Origin of the sequence: Pseudomonas sp. G11, from assembly GCF_029457515.1 — a bacterium.
GTDB classification, from domain to species: domain Bacteria; phylum Pseudomonadota; class Gammaproteobacteria; order Pseudomonadales; family Pseudomonadaceae; genus Aquipseudomonas; species Aquipseudomonas gorinensis.
In genome coordinates, this window is sequence record NZ_CP120377.1 from 1884746 (window position 1) to 1903498 (window position 18753).

Here is an 18753-nt window from a genome sequence, read left to right on the forward strand (position 1 = left end):
AGCGGCTGATGCCGACTGGGGCAAGGAGGGCCGCGCTGCAAGCAAGGGCGGGGTGGTGGTGCGTTTCAAGAACGGACGATTCCTATTTGGGCGCTAAGCTACTGGCAGCACGCTACAAGCTGTTAGTGTATTTGTCTTTAGCGTGCCGTTGATGGCAGGCCATTGAAGGTAAACCTTATGAGAGTCTTGTTATTCGGCGCCACCGGCATGGTCGGCCAGGGCGTCCTCCGTGAGTGCCTGCTGGCCGCGGATGTGCAGGAAGTCGTGGCCGTCGGCCGCACGCCGCTGGCCCAGGAGCACGGCAAGCTGCATCAGGTGTTGCACAGCGACATGCTGGATTTCCAACCCCTGGAAAACCTGTTGCAAGGTTTTGATGCTTGCTTCTTCTGCCTCGGCGTTTCGTCGGCGGGCATGAATGAAACCAAGTACACCCACCTCACCTATGACCTCACCCTTGTCGCCGCCAGTACCCTGGCTCGGCTTAATCCGCAGATGACCTTTATCTACGTGTCCGGCGCGGGTACCGACAGTTCCGAGGCGGGCAAGTCGATGTGGGCGCGGGTCAAGGGCAAGACCGAGAACGCCTTGCTGCGCCTGCCGTTCAAGGCGGTGTACCTGTTCCGGCCGGGGGTGATCCAACCGTTGCATGGCGTGCGCTCGAAGACGCCGTTGTACCAGTTGTTCTACACGGTCCTCGGGCCGTTGCTGTCGGTGGTGCGTGGGATCAAGCCGGGCTGGGTGGTCAGCACCGAGACCGTGGGGCGGGCGATGCTGGCGGCGGTGCGTAACGGCGCGCCGCAAGCGGTGGTGGAACAGGCCGAGATCAATCGACTGGCTCGCGATACACCCTGAGCCCTGTGCACCCGTGCGGATCAGCCTGCCGTCACCAGTGTGCGGGCGGGTGTGGCACTGAACTGGATCAACGCCACGCCGCCTATCAACAAGAGCGCTCCCAGCACCCGGGGCGTGGTCAGTTGCCGTTCTACCAGGCCAAACAGGCCGAAGTGATCCAGCAGCAGCGACGCTAGAATCTGCCCGGCCATGGCCAGGGCAATAAACCCCGACGCACCCAGTTTGGGCAGCAGTATCAGTGCCAGCGAGATAAAGCACACACCCAATGCGCCACCGGCCCACGTCCACAGCGGTGCCTTGCTGATAAACGCCAGGTTCGGCAACGGCAGGCGCAGTGCGACGATCACCGGCAGCAGCACGATAATGCTCACCAGCAACGACGCCAGCGTCGCCCACAGCGGGTGGCCGAGACCGCGACCGAGGTTGGCATTGATCGCACTTTGAAACGGCACCACCGCCCCGGCAATCACCGCCAATAGCAACAAACCAGCCCAATGCAACGTCGTCATGTCGAATCTCCCAGAGGTTTTGCTGGACTCTAGGCTATTCGTCACGCAAATTTAAATTCCAATTCCTTATGCCAGGCATGCAGCTGATGAATGATCTACGGCGCATCGACCTCAACCTGTTGGTGATCCTCGACGCCTTGCTTGCCGAGCAGCACGTCACCCGTGCGGCGGCGCGCCTGCACCTGAGCCAGCCGGCGGTCAGCCATGCGTTGGCGCGCTTGCGTGATGTGCTCGGTGATCCCTTGCTGGTGCGCCAGGGGGGCACGTTGGTGCCGACTGCCCGCGCGCAGGAATTGGCGACTCCGTTGGCCGAGGCCCTGGCCCAGGTGCAGGCACTGCTGGCACCGAATCAGTTTGACCCGGCCTCGGCCAAGCGCCGGTTTCGCGTGGCGATGTCGGACTACAGCGCGGCGATTTTCCTACCGGGGCTGGTGCGAGCCTTGCGTCACGAAGCGCCGGGTATCGACCTGCAGATTGTCCAGGCCAGCCGCGAAGGCATGGTGGAGGGCGTGCTCAATGGCGACCTCGACCTGGCCGCTGGCGTGTTCCCCGACATGCCCGCCGAACTGCGCAGCTCGCCGTTGTTCGAAGAGCATTACACCTGCCTGGTGGACCGCGACAGCCTGCCGGACAGCGGTATCCTCGACTTGCCTACCTACCTGTCGCGGCCCCATGTGTTGCTGGAAATGCGCGGCAGCGGCACGCCGGAAATCGAGCGCGCGTTGACGGCGATTCGTGAGCGGCGGCATGTGGCGATCAGCCTGCCGCACTGGGGCGTGGCACCGCAGTTGATTCGCGGCACGGACCTGATCCTGACGGTGTCATCGCGGGGGTTGCTCAACATCGACCATCGGCACCTGCTGACCGTGCCGCCGCCGTTTCCTATTCCCTCGTTTGCCTTTGAGCTGGTGTGGCATGGGCGGCGGGGCGGGGATTCGGGATTGCAGTGGTTGAAAGACCAAATGCAGGGTGTATTGTCCGAAAACCACCGCTAACAGGGACGAAACAACATGCTCACCGGCCTCAACCACCTGACCCTGGCCGTCACCGATCTGCCTCGCAGCGTCAGCTTCTACCATGGGCTGTTGCAACTGAAGCTGGAGGCCACCTGGGACAGCGGCGCCTATTTGTCATTGCCGGGCCTATGGCTCTGTTTGTCCCTCGATCCTTTACGCGACTCGAATCCGGCGGCCGACTACACCCACGCTGCGTTTACCGTCGCAGCGTCAAATTTCACCGCACTGGTCGAGCGCCTGTGCGCCGCCAACGTACAGGCGTGGCGCGACAACCGCAGCGAAGGCGCCTCGTTCTATTTTCTCGACCCCGACGGCCACAAGCTTGAAGCCCATGTGGGCGACCTGGCCTCGCGCCTGCAAGCCTGCCGCGACAAACCCTATGTCGGCATGAAGTTTTACCCTTAGTACTGGAACGTGCAGAATCCAGCCACCTTCACATCCTCTGTCAGAGTCGCGCCCATGACCCTTTCCTTGCTGTTCGCTGTGCTCGCTTCGGGTTTTATCTACGGGATTACGCCGGGGCCGGGGGTACTGGCCGTATTCGGCATCGGCGCCGCTCGTGGTCGCCGGGCCGGGGCGGGGTTCCTCTGCGGGCACCTGCTGGGCGATGTGCTGTGGTGCAGCACCGCGCTGGTGGCGATTGTCGGCGCGCGGGAAGTCGGCAGCAGCGCGTTCGATGTGCTGGGCGTGCTCAGCGGCCTGTACCTGTTCTGGCTCGGCTGGCGCGCGATTCGGACCCAGCGTCGCAACGGCGATGCCCCCCAGGGCGCGGCGCGCCATCCGTTCTGGCACGGTATTGTGTTCGGCCTGACCAACCCCAAGGCTTACCCGGTGGCCGTGGCCACGTTCACTGCGCTGCTCTCCAGCCGTGCCGAGTTGCTGACGTGGTCGATGTTGCCTTCGTTGATCTTCCTGAGCTTCGTCGGTGGCCTGCTGGCCTATGCCATTCTGATCGGTGTGGTGGGTGCCCAACGGGTGCGCACGGTGTATCAACGCCATGAAATCCTGATCACCCGACTGTGCGGCGTGATGTTCATCGGCTTTGCTATAAACGCCCTGGCCCATGCGTTACCGGGGCTGTTTGGCAGCAAACCGGCTTGAGGTGGCGACGACCGTTCGTCGCAACGGCAAGTTTTTTCTAAACCTTTGCCGCCCGGAAAATTCGAATCCAGGGTGGGGTGTATTCCCCCCGCACCTATTTTTGCCCTGGAGGAACCTATCATGAGCCGAGTGGCTATCCGGTTACGCACCGCCAGTTTCGCGATGCTGCTGGGCCTCGGCGCCAGCAATGCTTTCGCCCAGTCGCCTGCTGAGTTCATCGAGCAGGCTTCGGCCAAAGGTATGGCCGATATCGAGACCAGTCGCATGGCCCACGCCAAAACCTCGTCCCAGGAAATCAAGGACTACACCATCGAGGTGATCAACGAGCGCACCCTGGCCAACCAACATTTGGCGGCGATTGCCAAGAAGCTCGACTTGCCGGTGGCCCCACGGGAGAAGATCGTCGACAAAGCTGAAACCCTGATGCCCGAACTCAAGGAGGGTGACTCCTTCGACGCCGCCTACACCGCACAACAGGTCAAGGAAAACGAAGAGGCCATCGCCCTGTTCAAGCGCGAAGGCGCCGCGTCCGATGTCCCGGAAATAAAAGCGCTGGTGGATGAAACGCTGCCCAAGCTGGAAGAGCGCCTGCAAAAGGCTCGTGCCCTGGCATCCACCTACGGCAAAGGTCATCAAGGCGATGGTTGAGGCCTTTACTGCTTAGGAAAAACGGCGGTTGGAGCTGATCCTACCGCCGTTTTTCATGCCTGGTTCAAATCGGTCTTGGTGGGGGCCGCATCGTCGGCAGCGTGACCGCAGCTGCTGTTCAGGCTGACGCTGCCGGTTTTGCCAATGCTGCGGTATTCCTGGCGTAGCTTTTCCAGTTCTTTGCGGTCCAGGCCGTCCAGGCTCAACACGGCATTTTGCGCGTCCTTGGACACGCGCAGCAGTTCATCGATCTTGATGTGCAGGATGTCGTTATCGCGGTTTTGCGTGTTTTGGATCAGGAACACCATCAGGAAGGTGATGATGGTGGTCGAGGTATTGATGATCAGTTGCCAGGTGTCGTTGTAGTGGAAATACGGCCCGCTCAGGCTCCACAGGAAAATCAGCGCGACGGCCGCGTAGAACGTCCGGGCACTGCCAGCCCAGCGGGACAGGGATTGTGAGACTGCGGAGAATTTCATGACCGGTTTCCTTAAGGGGAGGTGATGAAGTGATGGACCGCAGCGCAGTGCTGAAATTTCTTTTTACAACTGGTCTCCTGAACAAAGGGGACGTTTTTGCCGCGGCGCGTTTCAGAACACCAGTTCGGCCTGGCCGCCGCCTTCCAGCGCGAGCAAGTATTGCTTGGCCTCCAGCCCGCCAGCGAATCCGGTCAGCCCGCCTGACGCGCCGATCACCCGATGGCACGGAGCAATGATCGAGATCGGGTTGCGACCATTGGCGGCTCCCACGGCACGCACGGCTTTCGGGTTGCCAATCTGCTGGGCGATCTGGCTGTAGCTGCGGGTTTCGCCAAAAGGGATCGTCAGCAATGCCTGCCACACCGATTTCTGAAAATCGGTGCCGGTGAAGTCCAGTTCCAGCTCGAACCGGTGACGGCTGCCGGCGAAGTATTCGTGCAATTGGCGCTTGGTTTCCAGCAACACCGGGTTGTGATTGGCCTCATGCAATTCACCCAGGCGTACGCGGTTGGCGCGCTCGCATTCCCACAGGATGGCGCTGAGCTTGCCATTGCGCGCCACCAGGGTGAGCTCGCCGACGGGGGAGGGCATGAGTGTGTATTCGTAGCGCATGAGTGGGCTCCTCGACAGGCGGCGTTAAAAGGTTCAGCGCTACTGTAGCGCCATCGGCTTGCCTGGAAACTGCGCTTCTTGCGGTCAAATTCGCCTTGAGACTAAAAATTCCAGTAAAGCCAGTTGGCGAAATACGGCCACCAGTAGAGCCGCGCGAGCATGTAGAGCGCCATGAGTACTGAGGCGGTGCTCAGCATGACCCATGAAACGGCATTGAGCAGAGTGACTATCAGCGCGAACATCGTCACGCGTCGACTGGCGTGGTGCCAGGCAAACCTTACGCCATAGGCCGACGCTGCAATCACTCCCAGCGCCAGGAACAGGCCAAAGGGAAATGGCAGCCTCACCCATGAGACCAGGAAGGGCAGAACCAGCACCCAACCGACCACCTGGCGCAGTACGGGTTTGGGGGTGGATTGTTCAGGCTCAAGCATTGCGGGTATCTCACTCTCACGGCTAACGGGTTGACAGTATTACGGTGCTCATTTGTGGGTGCATTCAGACTTTGCTGGCGTTGCAGCTACCTCATCGATCACCGCCATAAAGGCCTGGACCGACAGGTTCGACTCCTCCTTGCGCGTCAGCACCAATAACTTTGCACAGGCATCCACCTCCACCAGTGGCCGATACGTCACCCCCTTGTTCATCAAGCTTTGCGTACAGGCCGGCACCAGCGCCACTCCTTGCCCGGCTGCCACCAGCGCAATGATCGAGGTGATCTGCCGCCCGGTCGGCCCCGCGTACAGGGGCACGCCGTGGTGGCGGTACAACTGCTCGATGGACTGGTTCAGCCCCGAGCCGTAATCGGCCGGGAACAGAATCAACGGAAATGCGCTGAGCCGCGCCAGGCTGATTTCGGCCTGGCTGGCCAACGGGCTGTCACTCGACACCGCTGCCACCAAGCGTTCCTCGCCCAACGACAGCGCTTGCACCGCGTCGTTTTGCGGCAACAGCCGGCTCAAGCCGATATCCAGCCGCCCGTCGGCCACTTGCGCACCAAGGCTGCCGGAGGCGCATTCCACCAGGGTCAGTTGCACATCGGGAAAGCGCTGGGCAAAGGCCTGGATCGCTTGGCTGAACAGGTCCGACAGGGCGATTGAACTCACATAGCCCAACGCCAGTTGCCCGGCCGTGCCCGCAGCCAATTTAGTGGCGATCACTTGTGCCAACTCAACCTGTTCCAACACGCCACGGGCGTAGGGCAGGAACGAGCGGCCCTGGGCGGTGAGCGTCACCGTGCGGCTGGTGCGATCGAACAGCTTGAAGCCCAACTCTGCCTCCAGCGCTGAAATCTGCCGGGTCAACGGCGGCTGGGCGAGGTGCAGGCGCAGGGCGGCGCGGCCGAAGTGCAATTCTTCGGCGAGCGTCAGAAAGTAACGCAGCTTGCGTAGGTCGAGCATCCTGGTCCTTGGGTATTGATCGGTCGGAAAACGGTATTGGTCACGATCATGCCGCTCATTCTATAAAAGCGTCACAAAATAAAACGAGAGCTTTCATGAAACCGCGCCTGCATTGTGCCCGCCTTGCCCTGTTCCTGTGTGGCTGCGCGGCGTTTCTCAACCTCTATGCGACCCAGAGCATTCTCCAGACGTTTGCCGAGTACTTTCATATCAGCGCCAAGGTCGCGGGCTGGAGCATTACCGTCACCACCCTGGCGGTGGCCGTCACGGCGCCGTTTGTCAGCCGTCTGACCGGGCGCTTCGAACAGCGCACGGTGATCGCCGTGGCTGCGCTGCTGTTGGCGGTGCCGGCGTTGATGACGGCCTATGCAGACAGCTTCGCCGAAGTGCTGGTGTGGCGCTTGATCGAAGGCATGTTGATTCCGGTGGTGTTCGCCACCAGCGTGGCCTACATCGGCGATCGCTGGCAGGGCGGCACGGTGACTGAAGTCACCAGCTTGTATGTTGCAGGCACCGTATTGGGTGGGTTCGCCGGGCGCTTCGTCACCGGCGTGATGACCGAATATGTAGGCTGGCGCGAAGCCTTTGAGTTGCTCGCGGTGCTGAGCTTGATGGTCGGCGGTTTTATCCAGTTTTTGTTGCCGGCCAACAACCGCCCACGCACCGAGCAGGCTAAAGGCTCTTCGTCAGGTGGGTTTCGCCGGCCGTTGCTGGCCGCTTATGCCGTAGGTTTCTGCGTGTTGTTTTCGCAAGTCGCGGCGTTTACCTACGCAGGTTTGTACTTGGGCCTGCCGCCATTCAACCTTGGGCCTGCAGCATTGGGGACGCTTTACATGGTCTTCCTGCTGGCCCTGTTCGTGATCCCCATCGCCGGGCGCCTCAGCAAAGCTCGCCCTCACGCCGAACTGCTCAGTGTCGCTGCCATGCTGGGTGTCAGTGGCTCGGCCCTGACCCTGCTGCCGTCCCTGTGGTGCATCGTAGTGGGCCTGGCGCTCAGTTCCACCGGCGTGTTCTTGGCCCAGGCTGCCGCCAATGCGTTTATCACCGCCACCGCGCGCGATAACAAGACGGGCGCTGTCGGGGTGTATCTCACCTGTTATTACCTGGGCGGCAGTTGCGGCGCCATCGTCCCGGCGCTGATCTGGGATCGCTGGGGCTGGGGCGGCTGCGTGGTGCTGATCATCGCTTTCCAATTGCTGACCTTGTTGATCGCCTTGACCGGCTGGAAGCCCCTTAAACCTGAGCTGATTCCTACACCATGAACGACACTGTCGCTTTGCCTGCTTGCGAAACGTCCCGCCGCCGCCGTGCGTTGATCGCCGGTTGCAGCGCCCACGCCGTGCATGATGGCCTGACCGATGTCATCTACGTCCTGTTGCCGATCTGGCAGGCGCAATTTGTCTTGTCCTATGCTCAGGTCGGCCTGTTACGCGGTGCCTACTCCGGGGCGATGGCCGTGTGTCAACTCATGGCCAGCCGCGCCGCCAAACGTTGGGGGCGGTTACCGATGCTGATCGGCGGTACCGCGCTCGCGGGCGTCGCTTATTTGCTGGTGGGCCAAGCCACCGGGTTGACGCTCTTGTTGCTCGCGCTGCTCCTCGGTGGGCTCGGCGCCAGTACTCAACATCCATTGGCTTCCTCGATGATCACCGATGCCTATGAAGAGGGCGGCGGGGTCAAGCAGGCCCTGTCGCAGTACAACTTCTCTGGCGATATCGGCAAAACCCTGATCCCCGGCCTGGTCGGCTTACTGCTCACCGTGGTCAGTTGGCAGGCCAGCGCCACCGCTCTGGGGCTGCTCGGCCTGGCGGCCGCGGGACTGCTGTGGTGGCTTATCCCCACCCAGGTATCCGCGTCCACGGTCACGAAAAAAGCCAAGCCCCTCAGCGGCAACGGCTCTGCCACCGGCCTGCGCGCGCTGATCCTCATGGGCACCCTCGACAGCGCTGTGCGCATGGGTTTCCTCACCTTCCTGCCGTTTCTGCTGCAAGCCAAAGGCGCCGGTACCGCCGGCATCGGCCTGGCCCTGACCCTGCTGTTCATCGGCGGCGCCTTCGGCAAACTGCTCTGCGGCTACCTCGGCGCACGCATCGGCATGATGAAGACCGTGTGGATCACCGAAGCCAGCACCGCGCTGCTGATTGTCGCGGCGGTGTATCTGCCGCTGAGCGGGTTGATGGTGATGTTGCCGCTGCTGGGGTTGGTACTGAATGGCACCTCCTCGGTGCTGTACGGCGCCGTGCCCGACCTTGCCGGCGCGGGCCAGCGCGAACAGGCGTTTGCGCTGTTCTACACCGGTACGATTGGGGGGGGCGCGCTGGCGCCGGTGGTGTTTGGCGCAGTGGGGGATGCGCTGGGCGTGCCGGTGGCGGTGATGGTGTTGGCGGGGATGTTGTGTGTGACGTTGCCGTTGGCGTGGGTGGTGCAGAGGGGCGGTGTTGAGGTTTAAAAGGCTCACTCTCCAGTACTTGGCATTTTTTGCTTAAATGCCACGGAGTCGAACGGCTGAGGTTCTCGACTGGACTCACCCATCGCCAGTTCTGCCCGAATTTTCTCACGGGCTTTGGCCGCAAAACCGGCAGCCCTTAGGCGCTCTGATTTATCACCCTCTGCAATAACCTGAGAAAGGTATTCGTGGATGGCTTCCTCGCTGTCGAGCAGGTCAACAAGATCGAAAGCGGTCAATGGCTGAGTCATGATTAAACCTGCGTATGCATTTTTGGTGGGGTGGGGCTATCGAGAATGATGTGGGTGGTAGATTGAATTCAAACGGTCTTCAACGGCTATTTGTTGCCAAAAGCTTCAATTTCTTCACGCTTTGAGCATGGGTTTTAACCTTGCGGCATTGCCTACATAACGATCAGACTCGTCCGAGTTGTGCGCCTTGGGCGACCTCTTTAAGGTTCGTCAGCCGCTGCCCATCAGCGGTCGGGTTTAGTAGCCCGATACGATCAACGACGTACAGCTGCTCTTATGGTGGCTGCACGCAGGGCGTCTTCGGGCGCGCCGGTTTCGTTGATTCGCCGGTCTACTAACCTGCGTACAGCCGCCACCCATTGTTTAGTAGCTCTGGTATGCGGTCCCTAACGAGGATCAACAGATGTGTACTGATTCATGCAACCCTGCCGTAAAACTGTTCAGCGTCCGTCCCGAAATCGACACTCAAGCGCTGCTCGCCAACGCCTACGAAACCATCGCCGGTGCAGGTGCCATGACCCACGAGTTCGTCGAAAGCCTGCCCTCTCAACAGCGCTACCTGGCCCTGGCCATTGAGCAAATGATTGAACTGGGCCTGCTGCTGGTCGAGGCTGTTCAGGACCGCGTGGACCGAGCCGCGTAGGTCACCCGTACGGTGTAAACGGCTTGCCTTCCCAGGCCGCCCATACCACGGGGGAGGGGAGCCAGCATTTAGGGTGTCGCCGCCAGCGAAAACGGAACGCGCAACGCACCGATAGGCCCTTCACGCGTGCCGCACATTTCATCGTGAACGCAGTGTTGCACCAGTACGCAAGGAAACGGCGGAACCCGCTGCAACAGGTCGCGTAAATGCGTGGTGGACCCAATGCGCATCGGCTTGCCGTGATCGTCCAGTAACGTCGCCTCGACGTGCTCCAGCCTGATGCGAGCGATATAGAAACCGCCCTCCAGGGACAGCAACTCCAGCTCACGTATTTCGCCTTTCTCGGCCAGCTCGGTGAGCATTTGCATATTCATGATTTACCCTCGCTCGGGGTTCATTGGCGACGAAAGAATAACGTGACCTGGCCCCACTCGACACCGAACTTGGACATGCTCGAGCGGTTGATCAAGGTGTCTTCGTCCATCAGGTACATCCAATCGTCAAAGCTGACTTCATACACCGAGCCATCCACCGGCAGATTGAGCCGGTAGCGCCAACGCAGCGCATTACCCGCTACTTCGCCGATGGCCTCGCCCACCACATCCCCAGCTCGTCCGCGCCAGCGCCCTGGGCCGTCCGGCGTCAGCGTCCACACCCGTTGCTGGCGTGTGCCATCGCTGTACAGGAAGCGCTCATCCAGAATCAACGCGTTGCCCTCGTGCCGGCTGGCAATATTCACCTCAAAGCGCTTGGCCACTTCCCCGGAACGCTTCTGGAAGATGCCCCAGGCTTTCACGGGTTTACTGAAGAAACGCTCCAGATCCAGTTTCGGTTGCTGGTCGGCGTAGTGGTCGACCTCAACGTTGCTGCAACTGCTCACACTCAATGCCAGCAACAGTGAAACCCATAGACGCGTCATGACCAGGCTCCTTGAACGTGCGAGGCGCGATGCCAACGCCCAGGTCTGATACTTGTACATATTTTATTGTTTGTACATGTTTTTGAGTGCGAGAGGGATATTGAAGTTTCGGGCATTGCCTACGCAATCATCGGAAGCGTCGGTGTTGTGCGTGTTGGACGAGGTACTTATGGTTTGCCAGCGACTACCTGCGCTTGACCGCGGCTGTATGCAGGGCATCTGGAACGTGCTGGTATCCGGAAAAAAGCCACCCCGCTTGCCCACCTGCGTGCAGTTGCTAACCCCATGGATCAAATGAGAATGGGTGGAGCAGGCCTTACAAAGCACCAGAGGGGAGAGGAGTGGTGGAAAAAGTCTTATGTGATCGTTTGGTGCAAAGTCTGTGGCAGATGGGCGAAGTCGTTCGAAGTGAACATGGGTGCGTATCGCGTTCTACCTCACTCAATAGGGGCAAGTCCGGGAGACGAGGCCTGAGGATAGGCGTCAAGTCGGATGTGCTAGGATTCACTGATACAGAGGGATGCATCGTGAACAAACCGGTTCAACCAAAAAGCGCGCAGCTGACCGCCGACAAGGTGTCGGCTGCTTTGTCAGACGCCGACGCGGTGGTTGAGCGACATGCCTCGAAAAGCCTGGCAAGTAGTGCGCTCAGTCGCACGAGTGGGCTTAGGACTCGTTCAATGCGTGCTATGCATCTTTCGAATGTGGAACGCGAGTTGGCAGAACTCAAGAAAGTTGTAGCAGCACTGGCTGTGCGCTCTGTCGTCCATGAAGAAATGGCTTTTGATTTGGACCATTACGGCGTCACTGTGCTTGATGCGGGTACCGCACACCAACTGTTGGATACACCACCGGAGCCGACAGAGGCTCTTCAAAAATTGCTCGCCTTGCGCTAAGGCCGCTCAATGGATTTTATTACCGTTGATTTCAACAAGTCGATTGACCGTTCTGCTTTCGATTGTGAAATTCACCCAGCGCTAAACACTTATATCGCCCAACATGCAGGGCAAGACGAAAAACGCAACGTTTCTCGAACCTTCATGTATATCGAAAAGGGTATTTTGCTGGGCTACTACGCTTTGGCCAATGCATCTGTTGCAGTTGACGAATTGAATGAAGACCAAAAAAGAAGAATGCCCGGATACCCCATGCCGGCGGTGCTTTTGAGTCGCTTGGCGATTGATAAAAGCAGGCAGGGCGTGGGGCTGGGCCAGCGGCTCATGTCTGACTTCTTCAGGCGGGTTTACACGGTGTCCAAACAGTCGGGCGTAGCATTTGTCGTCGTCGATGCGAAAGATCAGAGGGCTGCGAGTTATTACCAGGCTAAGTTGGGTTTCGTGGCGTCAACGAATAACCCCAGGCGTCTGATATTGTCCACGGCAACTCTGATAAAAGGATTCCGAGCTCTGGCTTGAGCTGCTGGTGAGCAGGAAGAATAAGCAGGGGCGTTCCCCAATAAAAAGCTGATTCTGGAAAACCCATAAAAAAACCGGCCACCAAGGACCGGTTTTTTTATGCATTCCCCGCCAAAACCCTGCTGGCGTGGAATCTATGTCTGAGTGGAGCGGGTGAAGGGAATCGAACCCTCGTTATCAGCTTGGGAAGCTGGAGTAATGCCATTATACGACACCCGCTCAGAGCGGCTGACTTTGTACCAGATGTGCGCCTGGATTTGAAGTTTTTCTTCGAAAAATGTGCAAGTTGCAGGCACTTGCCCTGGCGACGAACGGAGCCGATGTAGGAGCGAGCCTGCTCGCGAAGAACTCAAGAGCGCCGCGTTCAACCAGGGAGCGCACGTCATCGTTGGCGATCTTCGCGAGCAAGCTCGCTCCTGCACGGTATTTCAGAGAGCAAAGGCATGCTGCGTCTGGCCTTGGTGATAACGCAATCGGCCGACCTTGCGCTCAGGTTTCAGGAAGCCCACCACCGCCTCCCGAGTGTCCCGGCACGCCGCCTTGTGCTCCATGTCCAGGAAGTGCCCGGTGGCCTGGATGGTGCTGAAGCTGCTCTTGGCCACGTATTGGCCGAACTGTGTGGCATCCTCGGCGCTGGTGTATTCGTCCCATTCGCCGTTCAGGAACAACACCGGTACGTCGATTTGCCGCGCGGCCTTGAGGTAGCACAGGCGATCGCTGTGCAGCACCTGGCTGATGTGAAAGTGCATCTGCCCATATTCGTGCTCGGCCAGGCTGCTGACATGCTTGTAGTTGAAACGCTTGAACAGCGACGGCAGGTGTTTACCGATGGTGCTGTTGACCAGGTGACCCACGCGGTCGCGGTCGAGGTTGCCGAGGTAGTCGACGCCACGCTCGAGGTAGTCGCGCATCGGTGCGTTGATCACCGGCGAGAACGAGCTGATCACGGCCTTTTCCACGTGGCGCGGGCGGGCGGCGAGGGCGACCAGGGTGGCGGCTCCGCCCCAGGAAAACGACAGCACGTGTTCGGCGGCGAAGTGGTCGATGAGTTCCAGGAGGATCTGGCCTTCAACTTCCTTCGTCAGCATCTGCTCATGACGGTTATGGATTTTGGAACGGCCGGCGTAGGGCTGGTCGTACAAAACCACATTGAACTGCGGGTACAGGCTTTTCACGGTTTGGGCGAAGGATGCCGTGGTGGCCATCGAGCCGTTGACCAGGATGATGGTCTTTTCAGCAGCATCCGCGCGATAGAACTCCGTGTAAACCCGATACTGACCCTGTATATCCAACACAGCGATTTCTGGCCTCATGTCGTAAGACTCCTGGCAAGCGGGTAGGGCGCACAGATCACTCTGCACGAGCTTTGTGACAGGTAGGCATACGCCTGGAAGATGAGGGCCCATGTCGATCCGATGACGGCTGGCCGACGGGTGTTGTTATGGCGGGCTGTTTGCCTGGGAGGCCCGTAGATCAAGCGCGGGCGGGGCAAGGTGTTTCTTGGAGGTTATAGGCGACTCGTCAGTCATAATTTGGCTGACGATTTGATTCAAGCAGTAGACCGGGGATGCCGCAAGTCACACAAATGGGTTTTTGCCATCACCGGCCGAACGGTCGTCAGACCTGTCGGATTTCTTCCTCGGACAGCGTCCGATACTCGCCCGGCGCCAGGGCTGCATCCAGTACCAATGGGCCCATTCGCTCACGGTGCAGGCCGACCACTTTGTTGTTGAAGTGCCCGAACATGCGCTTCACCTGGTGGTAGCGGCCTTCGATGATGCTCAATCGTGCCAGGCGTGGCCCCAACAGCTCCAGCTCGGCCGGTTGAGTCGTCAGGTCTTCAAACGCGAAATACACGCCTGCCGCAAAGGTTGCCGCGTATTCGGGGCCGATGGCCTGCTCCGTCTCTACCCGATAGACCTTGGGCAGCTTGGTCTGCGGTTGCGTCAGGCGCCGCGACCACTGGCCGTCGTTGGTGATCAGCATCAGGCCGGTGGTGTTGAAATCCAGACGACCGGCGATATGCAGCTCGCTTTTGTCCGGTTCATCCAGCCAGTCGAGGACCGTCGGGTGTTGCGGGTCCGAGGTGGCGCTGACGCAGCCCTGGGGTTTGTGCAGCATGAAATAGCGCGCCGGTTTGCCTGTCTGTAGCACCTCATCGTCAACACACACACGGCTGAATTCGCGTACTTCATGGTGAGGGTCACTGACTGCCACGCCATCTACCGTCACCCGCCGCTCGACCAGTAACACGCGCACTTGCTGGCGATTGAAACGCGGCAGGTTGCTGAGGAAACGGTCAACGCGCATGGCGAAGCTGCTCATCCACCTGAGCGCAGCGCGGGCACAGGCAGGCCTGGTTGCGCACGTCATCGGGCAGCGCTTCAAGCACCGCCGGGTCGATGGTGACGCTGTAGCACCAGCAAGGCTGGTCGGCGGTGCGTGGGTCGGCCAGGGTGCAATCGTTGCGGGCACCACAGGCGGGGCAAAGGGTTGGCGTGGTCATGGTCGGTGGGGGCAGGGCCTCGAAAGTCCCTGCACGATACAGCGCCGGTCAGTCCCGTTCCAGCACCACGACCCGTTGCCCGGCGCCAATGCCGCTGCCCGGTTGCACCGGGATTTCCCGCACCGCTCCGGCAAAGGGCGCCAGCACGGGGATCTCCATTTTCATCGACTCCAGAATCACCAACACATCACCGGCCGCCACCCGCGCGCCCACGCTCACCTGCACCTGCCAGAGATTGCCGGCGATAGGGCTGTCGATGCTGTGTTCATTGGTCTTGAGCGGCGTGTCTTGCGCCGCTGGCGCCGCGAGCTCCTCGCTGTCGAAATGCGCCTGGCCGCTGGCAATCCAGCGTTCGCGTTCGGCATTGAAGGCGTGCTGCTGGTGCTCACGAAACGCGTCGATGCTGGCGGCTTCCCGTGCGAGAAACGCTTGGTAATCCGCCAGGTTCAGCGTGCTTTGTTCGATGCTCAGCTCGAAGCGTCCCAGGGGGAAATCCCGGCGAATCCGCACCAGCTCATCCGCGCTCACGGGATAGAACCGAATCTGATCGAAGAAGCGCAGCAGCCAGGGTTTGCCGTCAAACGCCGCCACTTCGCGATAACGGTTCCACATCTGCAACGTGCGCCCGACAAACTGATAACCGCCGGGGCCTTCCATGCCGTACACGCACAAATACGCGCCGCCGATGCCCACCGAATTTTCGGCGGTCCAGGTGCGGGCCGGGTTGTACTTGGTGGTCACCAGCCGGTGGCGCGGGTCCAGCGGCGTGGCCACCGGCGCGCCGAGGTAGACGTCGCCCAGGCCCATCACCAGATAGCTGGCATCGAACACGGTGTGGCGCACCTCGTCGAGGTTGGCCAGGTCGTTGATGCGGCGGATGAACTCCAGGTTGCTCGGGCACCAGGGCGCGTCCTTGCGCACAGTGGTCATGTATTTGTCGATGGCCAGCTGGCACGCCGGGTCGTCCCAGGACAGCGGCAGGTGGACGATGCGCGACGGCACTTGCAGGTTTTGCCGGGTGCACACCTCGGTCCATTCGTGGCCGATCAGTGTCAACAGGTCGGCCAGGGGCAGTTGTTCCGGCTGGTAGTGGATCTGCAACGAGCGGATGCCCGGGGTCAGGTCGATCACACCCGGCAGTGCGCGGGCTTCCAAGGCTTGCATCAGGGCATGACCGCGAAAGCGCAGCACCAGGTCCAGCTCGGGTGCGCCGATTTCCAGGAGCAGGTGGGTGTCGCCGGCGAGGCGGGCGACCAGGCGGGTGTCGGCTTGGCCGATGTCCAATACCACCGGTGATTCAATCGCACAGTGAGACTGAGTCGCCTGCGTCGCGGGCAAGCCCGGCTCCCACGTTTGATCCCATTTCAGGGCAAGGTCGCGGGCGGTCTTGAGGTCCACCGGTTCAAAGCGAATCTTGTCTCCCGCCTTGAGCTGGCCGAGCTGCCAGAGGTCCGCCTCGATCACCGTTACCGGGCACACAAAACCGCCCAGGCTCGGCCCATCCGGCCCCAGGATCACCGGCATGTCTCCGGTGAAGTCCACCGCGCCGATGGCATAGGGGTTGTCATGGATGTTTGAGGGATGCAGCCCCGCTTCGCCGCCATCCGTACGTGCCCAAAGAGGCTTTGGCCCGATCAGCCGAACACCGGTGCGGCTGGAGTTGAAATGCACTTCCCACTGCGTGGCGAAGAAGGTGTCGATGTACGCCGGCAGGAAGTATTCCGGCGCGCCGTGGGGGCCATAGATCACCCGCAGCGTGCGGACCTCGGGCAGCGCTTGCGCGCCCCGTTGTTGCCCGGCGCTCAGGTCTTCCAACGGCAACAGATGCAACACATCGCCCGCCCGTAAAGCGCGCCCACCATGCCCGCCAAACTGGCCGAGGGTAAAGGTGCTTTTGCTGCCCAGGTAGTCTGGCACTTGCAGCCCACCACGCAGGCACAGGTAACTGCGCGCACCGGCGCCGGCGAGGGTGCCCAGGCTCAGGACCGATCCGGCCTCAATCAACAGCGCGGTGTTCATTGGCACTGCTCGATCATTCAACAGCAGCGGGATTTGCGCTCCCGTCACCGCAACAACCGCCACGCAATTGAAGCGCAATATCGGCCCGCTCATGGTGATTTCCAGCGCCGCGGCCCCCTCGGCGTTGCCCAGCAGGCGATTGCCCAGGCGCAGCGCGCGGCTGTCCATCGGCCCCGACGGCGGCACGCCCACGGCCCAGTAGCCGAGGCGGCCGGGATAGTCCTGCACACTGGTTTGCGTGCCTGCACTGATGACTTCAACCGTGTTGGCCACGTAGACCAGATCCTCCAGGCAACGGGTCCACGGCTGGCCATTGGCGAAGGGCGCGGCGAGCAGGATCTGGCGCAGGTAATCGCGGTTGGTTTCCACGCCGTAGAGCTGGCTATCGCTCAGTGCCTGATGCAGATCCAGGCGCGCCTGTTCGCGGGTGGGCGCCCAGGTGATGAGCTTGGCGATCATCGGGTCGAAGTAGGGCGGGATCTCACAACCGGCCTCCACCCAGGTGTCGATCCGCAAGCCCTCGGCCACCGGGAAATCCACACAGGTCAGCAAGCCGGGGCTCGGCTGGAAATCCCGCCCTGGGTCTTCGGCATACAGGCGCGCCTGGATCGCATGGCCTTGGGGTTGCAAGACCAGCGTCTGCAACGGCGGCATTTCACCCGCCGCCAGTTGCACCATCCAGCGCACCAGGTCCACGCCCCACACCTGTTCGGTGACGCCGTGTTCCACCTGCAAGCGCGTGTTCACTTCGAGGAAGTAGAAGCGCCCGTCAGCACTGTCATAGATAAATTCCACGGTGCCGGCGCTGCGGTAATTCACGGCCTTGGCCAGGGTGATGGCGGCTGTGCACAGGGCCTCTGCCATGCCGTCGGGCAGGTTTGGCGCCGGGGTTTCTTCGAGGACCTTCTGGTTGCGCCGTTGCACCGAGCAGTCGCGCACGCCGAGGGCGATCACTTCACCCGCGCCGTCGCCGAACACCTGCACTTCCAGGTGGCGCGCATGCTCGATGTACTTCTCGATAAACACGCCCGCGTCGCTGAAATTGTTCTGCCCCAAGCGCTTGACCGCCTCGAACGACTCGCCCAACTCCAGCGCACTGCGGCATACGCGCATGCCGATGCCGCCACCGCCGGCCGTGCTTTTGAGCATCACCGGGTAGCCCACGGTGTCAGCGGCCAGCAAGGCGGCTTCAAGGCTGTCGAGCAACTCGGTGCCTTCCAGCAAAGGGATCTGATGTTGCCTGGCCAGGGCACGAGCGGTGTGTTTGAGACCGAACACCCGCAGCTGTTCAGGCGTGGGCCCGACAAAGGCGATGCCTGCCTGTTCACAGGCCTCGGCGAAGGCTGCGTTTTCGGAAAGAAAGCCGTAGCCGGGATGAATCGCCGTGGCGCCGCAGGCCTTCGCTGTGGCGAGGATTTTTTCCACCGCCAGGTAAGTTGCGGCTGCTGCGCCTTCACCGAGGCTGTAGGCCTCGTCGGCTTGCTGGATATGCAGGCTCGCCGCATCGGCTTCGGCGTACACGGCGATGCCTTTGACTTGCAACTCGCGCAAGGTGCGCAGGATGCGGCAGGTGATGGCGCCACGGTTGGCGATCAACAGTTTTTCGAACATGGCAAAACCCTGCGGGCCGTCCCGCAAAGTGAGGGAGCACTGCGGTCGTCCGCAGTGTGTGGTTAGTGTGGGAGGGGGCCACCGCTATCGGGGGCAAGCCCAATGCCTGTAGGAGCGAGGGGGACGCCTAGTTCTTGCTCGCGAAAAACGTCAACGGTAACGCGTGCATTCTGGATAAATGCAGTGCCTGTGAGTTCTTCGCGAGCAAGAACTAGGCGTCCCCCTCGCTCCTACAGTGCATTAGGGTTCCCTCCCACATTGGATCTCTAGCGTTTTTGCAGGCATTGCCCGGCTCGGGATTGGCACAGGGCAAACAACCATTTACG

Annotated in this window: 22 protein-coding genes and 1 tRNA gene; 10 read left to right on the forward strand and 13 right to left on the reverse strand. The window is 60.8% G+C overall.

Features of this window, described 5'->3' with window-relative positions; translation table 11 throughout:
- The first annotated feature begins 177 nt into the window (after positions 1–177).
- Positions 178–852 carry an NAD(P)H-binding protein gene (locus P2T68_RS08550; RefSeq protein WP_024073948.1) on the forward strand — a complete coding sequence of 225 codons (675 nt, stop codon included), beginning with the start codon at positions 178–180 and terminating at the stop codon, positions 850–852.
- Positions 853–872: 20 nt separating this feature from the next.
- Here the strand turns inward: P2T68_RS08550 and P2T68_RS08555 are convergent, their stop codons facing one another.
- Entirely contained in the window at positions 873–1361 is a 489-nt protein-coding gene (locus P2T68_RS08555) for a DMT family transporter (RefSeq protein ID WP_277379242.1), read from the reverse strand.
- A 68-nt stretch (positions 1362–1429) separates the two neighbouring features.
- Between P2T68_RS08555 and P2T68_RS08560 the strand changes: the two genes are divergently transcribed.
- From P2T68_RS08560 to P2T68_RS08575, 4 genes are all read left to right on the forward strand, one after another.
- Entirely contained in the window at positions 1430–2356 is a 927-nt protein-coding gene (locus P2T68_RS08560) for a LysR family transcriptional regulator (RefSeq protein WP_277379243.1), read from the forward strand.
- 15 nt (positions 2357–2371) lie between these two features.
- On the forward strand, positions 2372–2782 hold the full coding sequence (gene fos, locus P2T68_RS08565; protein WP_069075483.1) for a fosfomycin resistance glutathione transferase: 411 nt from the start codon (positions 2372–2374) through the stop codon (positions 2780–2782).
- A gap of 54 nt (positions 2783–2836) precedes the next feature.
- Positions 2837–3478 carry a LysE family translocator gene (locus P2T68_RS08570; protein ID WP_024073952.1) on the forward strand — a complete coding sequence of 214 codons (642 nt, stop codon included), beginning with the start codon at positions 2837–2839 and terminating at the stop codon, positions 3476–3478.
- A 120-nt stretch (positions 3479–3598) separates the two neighbouring features.
- The gene (locus P2T68_RS08575) at positions 3599–4126 is read left to right on the forward strand and encodes a DUF4142 domain-containing protein (protein ID WP_277379245.1); all 528 of its coding nucleotides are present in this window, start codon (positions 3599–3601) and stop codon (positions 4124–4126) included.
- 53 nt (positions 4127–4179) lie between these two features.
- Here P2T68_RS08575 and P2T68_RS08580 read toward each other — a convergent pair whose 3' ends face one another.
- The 4 genes from P2T68_RS08580 to P2T68_RS08595 all read right to left on the reverse strand — a co-directional run bounded on the left by P2T68_RS08580 (position 4180) and on the right by P2T68_RS08595 (position 6617).
- Positions 4180–4605, reverse strand: coding sequence for a low affinity iron permease family protein (locus P2T68_RS08580; RefSeq protein WP_024073954.1), 426 nt, complete (start codon positions 4603–4605; stop codon positions 4180–4182).
- 111 nt (positions 4606–4716) lie between these two features.
- The gene (locus P2T68_RS08585) at positions 4717–5217 is read right to left on the reverse strand and encodes a methylated-DNA--[protein]-cysteine S-methyltransferase (protein ID WP_069075482.1); all 501 of its coding nucleotides are present in this window, start codon (positions 5215–5217) and stop codon (positions 4717–4719) included.
- Positions 5218–5318: 101 nt separating this feature from the next.
- Complete coding sequence (locus tag P2T68_RS08590) at positions 5319–5651, reverse strand: hypothetical protein (RefSeq protein WP_024073956.1); 333 nt, start codon at positions 5649–5651, stop codon at positions 5319–5321.
- A gap of 48 nt (positions 5652–5699) precedes the next feature.
- Positions 5700–6617, reverse strand: a complete 918-nt coding sequence (locus P2T68_RS08595) for a LysR family transcriptional regulator (RefSeq protein WP_069075481.1) — start codon at positions 6615–6617, stop codon at positions 5700–5702.
- Positions 6618–6712: 95 nt separating this feature from the next.
- Between P2T68_RS08595 and P2T68_RS08600 the strand changes: the two genes are divergently transcribed.
- On the forward strand, positions 6713–7879 hold the full coding sequence (locus P2T68_RS08600; RefSeq protein ID WP_069075480.1) for an MFS transporter: 1167 nt from the start codon (positions 6713–6715) through the stop codon (positions 7877–7879).
- Positions 7876–9066, forward strand: a complete 1191-nt coding sequence (locus P2T68_RS08605) for an MFS transporter (RefSeq protein ID WP_277379246.1) — start codon at positions 7876–7878, stop codon at positions 9064–9066. The genes P2T68_RS08600 and P2T68_RS08605 overlap by 4 nt, the downstream gene beginning before the upstream one ends.
- A gap of 5 nt (positions 9067–9071) precedes the next feature.
- Here the strand turns inward: P2T68_RS08605 and P2T68_RS08610 are convergent, their stop codons facing one another.
- The gene (locus P2T68_RS08610; RefSeq protein ID WP_024073960.1) at positions 9072–9314 is read right to left on the reverse strand and encodes a hypothetical protein; all 243 of its coding nucleotides are present in this window, start codon (positions 9312–9314) and stop codon (positions 9072–9074) included.
- A gap of 403 nt (positions 9315–9717) precedes the next feature.
- Between P2T68_RS08610 and P2T68_RS08615 the strand changes: the two genes are divergently transcribed.
- Positions 9718–9957 carry a DUF6124 family protein gene (locus P2T68_RS08615; RefSeq protein ID WP_024073961.1) on the forward strand — a complete coding sequence of 80 codons (240 nt, stop codon included), beginning with the start codon at positions 9718–9720 and terminating at the stop codon, positions 9955–9957.
- Positions 9958–10025: 68 nt separating this feature from the next.
- Here the strand turns inward: P2T68_RS08615 and P2T68_RS08620 are convergent, their stop codons facing one another.
- Both P2T68_RS08620 and P2T68_RS08625 read right to left on the reverse strand, forming a co-directional pair.
- Entirely contained in the window at positions 10026–10331 is a 306-nt protein-coding gene (locus P2T68_RS08620) for a DUF6482 family protein (RefSeq protein WP_277379247.1), read from the reverse strand.
- Positions 10332–10351: 20 nt separating this feature from the next.
- Positions 10352–10876 carry a DUF3833 domain-containing protein gene (locus P2T68_RS08625; protein ID WP_069075478.1) on the reverse strand — a complete coding sequence of 175 codons (525 nt, stop codon included), beginning with the start codon at positions 10874–10876 and terminating at the stop codon, positions 10352–10354.
- A 527-nt stretch (positions 10877–11403) separates the two neighbouring features.
- Here P2T68_RS08625 and P2T68_RS08630 point away from each other — a divergent pair.
- The gene (locus P2T68_RS08630) at positions 11404–11772 is read left to right on the forward strand and encodes a hypothetical protein (RefSeq protein WP_155766382.1); all 369 of its coding nucleotides are present in this window, start codon (positions 11404–11406) and stop codon (positions 11770–11772) included.
- A 9-nt stretch (positions 11773–11781) separates the two neighbouring features.
- A complete protein-coding gene (locus tag P2T68_RS08635) occupies positions 11782–12291 on the forward strand; it encodes a GNAT family N-acetyltransferase (protein ID WP_024073965.1) in 510 nt (169 codons plus the stop codon).
- A 145-nt stretch (positions 12292–12436) separates the two neighbouring features.
- On the opposite strand, the gene P2T68_RS08640 is transcribed toward P2T68_RS08635, so the two are convergent.
- The 5 genes from P2T68_RS08640 to uca form a co-directional block, all read right to left on the reverse strand.
- Positions 12437–12510, reverse strand: a tRNA-Gly gene (locus P2T68_RS08640).
- Between the two features lie 209 nt (positions 12511–12719).
- Positions 12720–13604, reverse strand: coding sequence for an alpha/beta hydrolase (locus P2T68_RS08645; protein ID WP_102623410.1), 885 nt, complete (start codon positions 13602–13604; stop codon positions 12720–12722).
- 304 nt (positions 13605–13908) lie between these two features.
- The gene (locus tag P2T68_RS08650) at positions 13909–14601 is read right to left on the reverse strand and encodes a pseudouridine synthase (RefSeq protein WP_024073967.1); all 693 of its coding nucleotides are present in this window, start codon (positions 14599–14601) and stop codon (positions 13909–13911) included.
- Positions 14591–14797 (reverse strand): cysteine-rich CWC family protein, encoded by a 207-nt coding sequence (locus P2T68_RS08655; RefSeq protein WP_024073968.1) that lies wholly within the window; start codon positions 14795–14797, stop codon positions 14591–14593. Before P2T68_RS08655 ends, P2T68_RS08650 begins: the two co-directional genes overlap by 11 nt.
- A 48-nt stretch (positions 14798–14845) precedes the next feature.
- Positions 14846–18427, reverse strand: a complete 3582-nt coding sequence (gene uca, locus P2T68_RS08660; protein WP_277379248.1) for an urea carboxylase — start codon at positions 18425–18427, stop codon at positions 14846–14848.
- Between the last annotated feature and the right edge of the window lie 326 nt (positions 18428–18753).

Coding starts and splice junctions, on each gene's coding strand:
- P2T68_RS08550 (WP_024073948.1), top strand. CDS start 178: ATGAGAGTCTTGTTATTCGGCGCCACCGGCATGGTCGGCCAGGGCGTC.
- P2T68_RS08555 (WP_277379242.1), bottom strand. CDS start 1,361: ATGACGACGTTGCATTGGGCTGGTTTGTTGCTATTGGCGGTGATTGCC.
- P2T68_RS08560 (WP_277379243.1), top strand. CDS start 1,430: ATGCCAGGCATGCAGCTGATGAATGATCTACGGCGCATCGACCTCAAC.
- fos (WP_069075483.1), top strand. CDS start 2,372: ATGCTCACCGGCCTCAACCACCTGACCCTGGCCGTCACCGATCTGCCT.
- P2T68_RS08570 (WP_024073952.1), top strand. CDS start 2,837: ATGACCCTTTCCTTGCTGTTCGCTGTGCTCGCTTCGGGTTTTATCTAC.
- P2T68_RS08575 (WP_277379245.1), top strand. CDS start 3,599: ATGAGCCGAGTGGCTATCCGGTTACGCACCGCCAGTTTCGCGATGCTG.
- P2T68_RS08580 (WP_024073954.1), bottom strand. CDS start 4,605: ATGAAATTCTCCGCAGTCTCACAATCCCTGTCCCGCTGGGCTGGCAGT.
- P2T68_RS08585 (WP_069075482.1), bottom strand. CDS start 5,217: ATGCGCTACGAATACACACTCATGCCCTCCCCCGTCGGCGAGCTCACC.
- P2T68_RS08590 (WP_024073956.1), bottom strand. CDS start 5,651: ATGCTTGAGCCTGAACAATCCACCCCCAAACCCGTACTGCGCCAGGTG.
- P2T68_RS08595 (WP_069075481.1), bottom strand. CDS start 6,617: ATGCTCGACCTACGCAAGCTGCGTTACTTTCTGACGCTCGCCGAAGAA.
- P2T68_RS08600 (WP_069075480.1), top strand. CDS start 6,713: ATGAAACCGCGCCTGCATTGTGCCCGCCTTGCCCTGTTCCTGTGTGGC.
- P2T68_RS08605 (WP_277379246.1), top strand. CDS start 7,876: ATGAACGACACTGTCGCTTTGCCTGCTTGCGAAACGTCCCGCCGCCGC.
- P2T68_RS08610 (WP_024073960.1), bottom strand. CDS start 9,314: ATGACTCAGCCATTGACCGCTTTCGATCTTGTTGACCTGCTCGACAGC.
- P2T68_RS08615 (WP_024073961.1), top strand. CDS start 9,718: ATGTGTACTGATTCATGCAACCCTGCCGTAAAACTGTTCAGCGTCCGT.
- P2T68_RS08620 (WP_277379247.1), bottom strand. CDS start 10,331: ATGAATATGCAAATGCTCACCGAGCTGGCCGAGAAAGGCGAAATACGT.
- P2T68_RS08625 (WP_069075478.1), bottom strand. CDS start 10,876: ATGACGCGTCTATGGGTTTCACTGTTGCTGGCATTGAGTGTGAGCAGT.
- P2T68_RS08635 (WP_024073965.1), top strand. CDS start 11,782: ATGGATTTTATTACCGTTGATTTCAACAAGTCGATTGACCGTTCTGCT.
- P2T68_RS08645 (WP_102623410.1), bottom strand. CDS start 13,604: ATGAGGCCAGAAATCGCTGTGTTGGATATACAGGGTCAGTATCGGGTT.
- P2T68_RS08650 (WP_024073967.1), bottom strand. CDS start 14,601: ATGCGCGTTGACCGTTTCCTCAGCAACCTGCCGCGTTTCAATCGCCAG.
- P2T68_RS08655 (WP_024073968.1), bottom strand. CDS start 14,797: ATGACCACGCCAACCCTTTGCCCCGCCTGTGGTGCCCGCAACGATTGC.
- uca (WP_277379248.1), bottom strand. CDS start 18,427: ATGTTCGAAAAACTGTTGATCGCCAACCGTGGCGCCATCACCTGCCGC.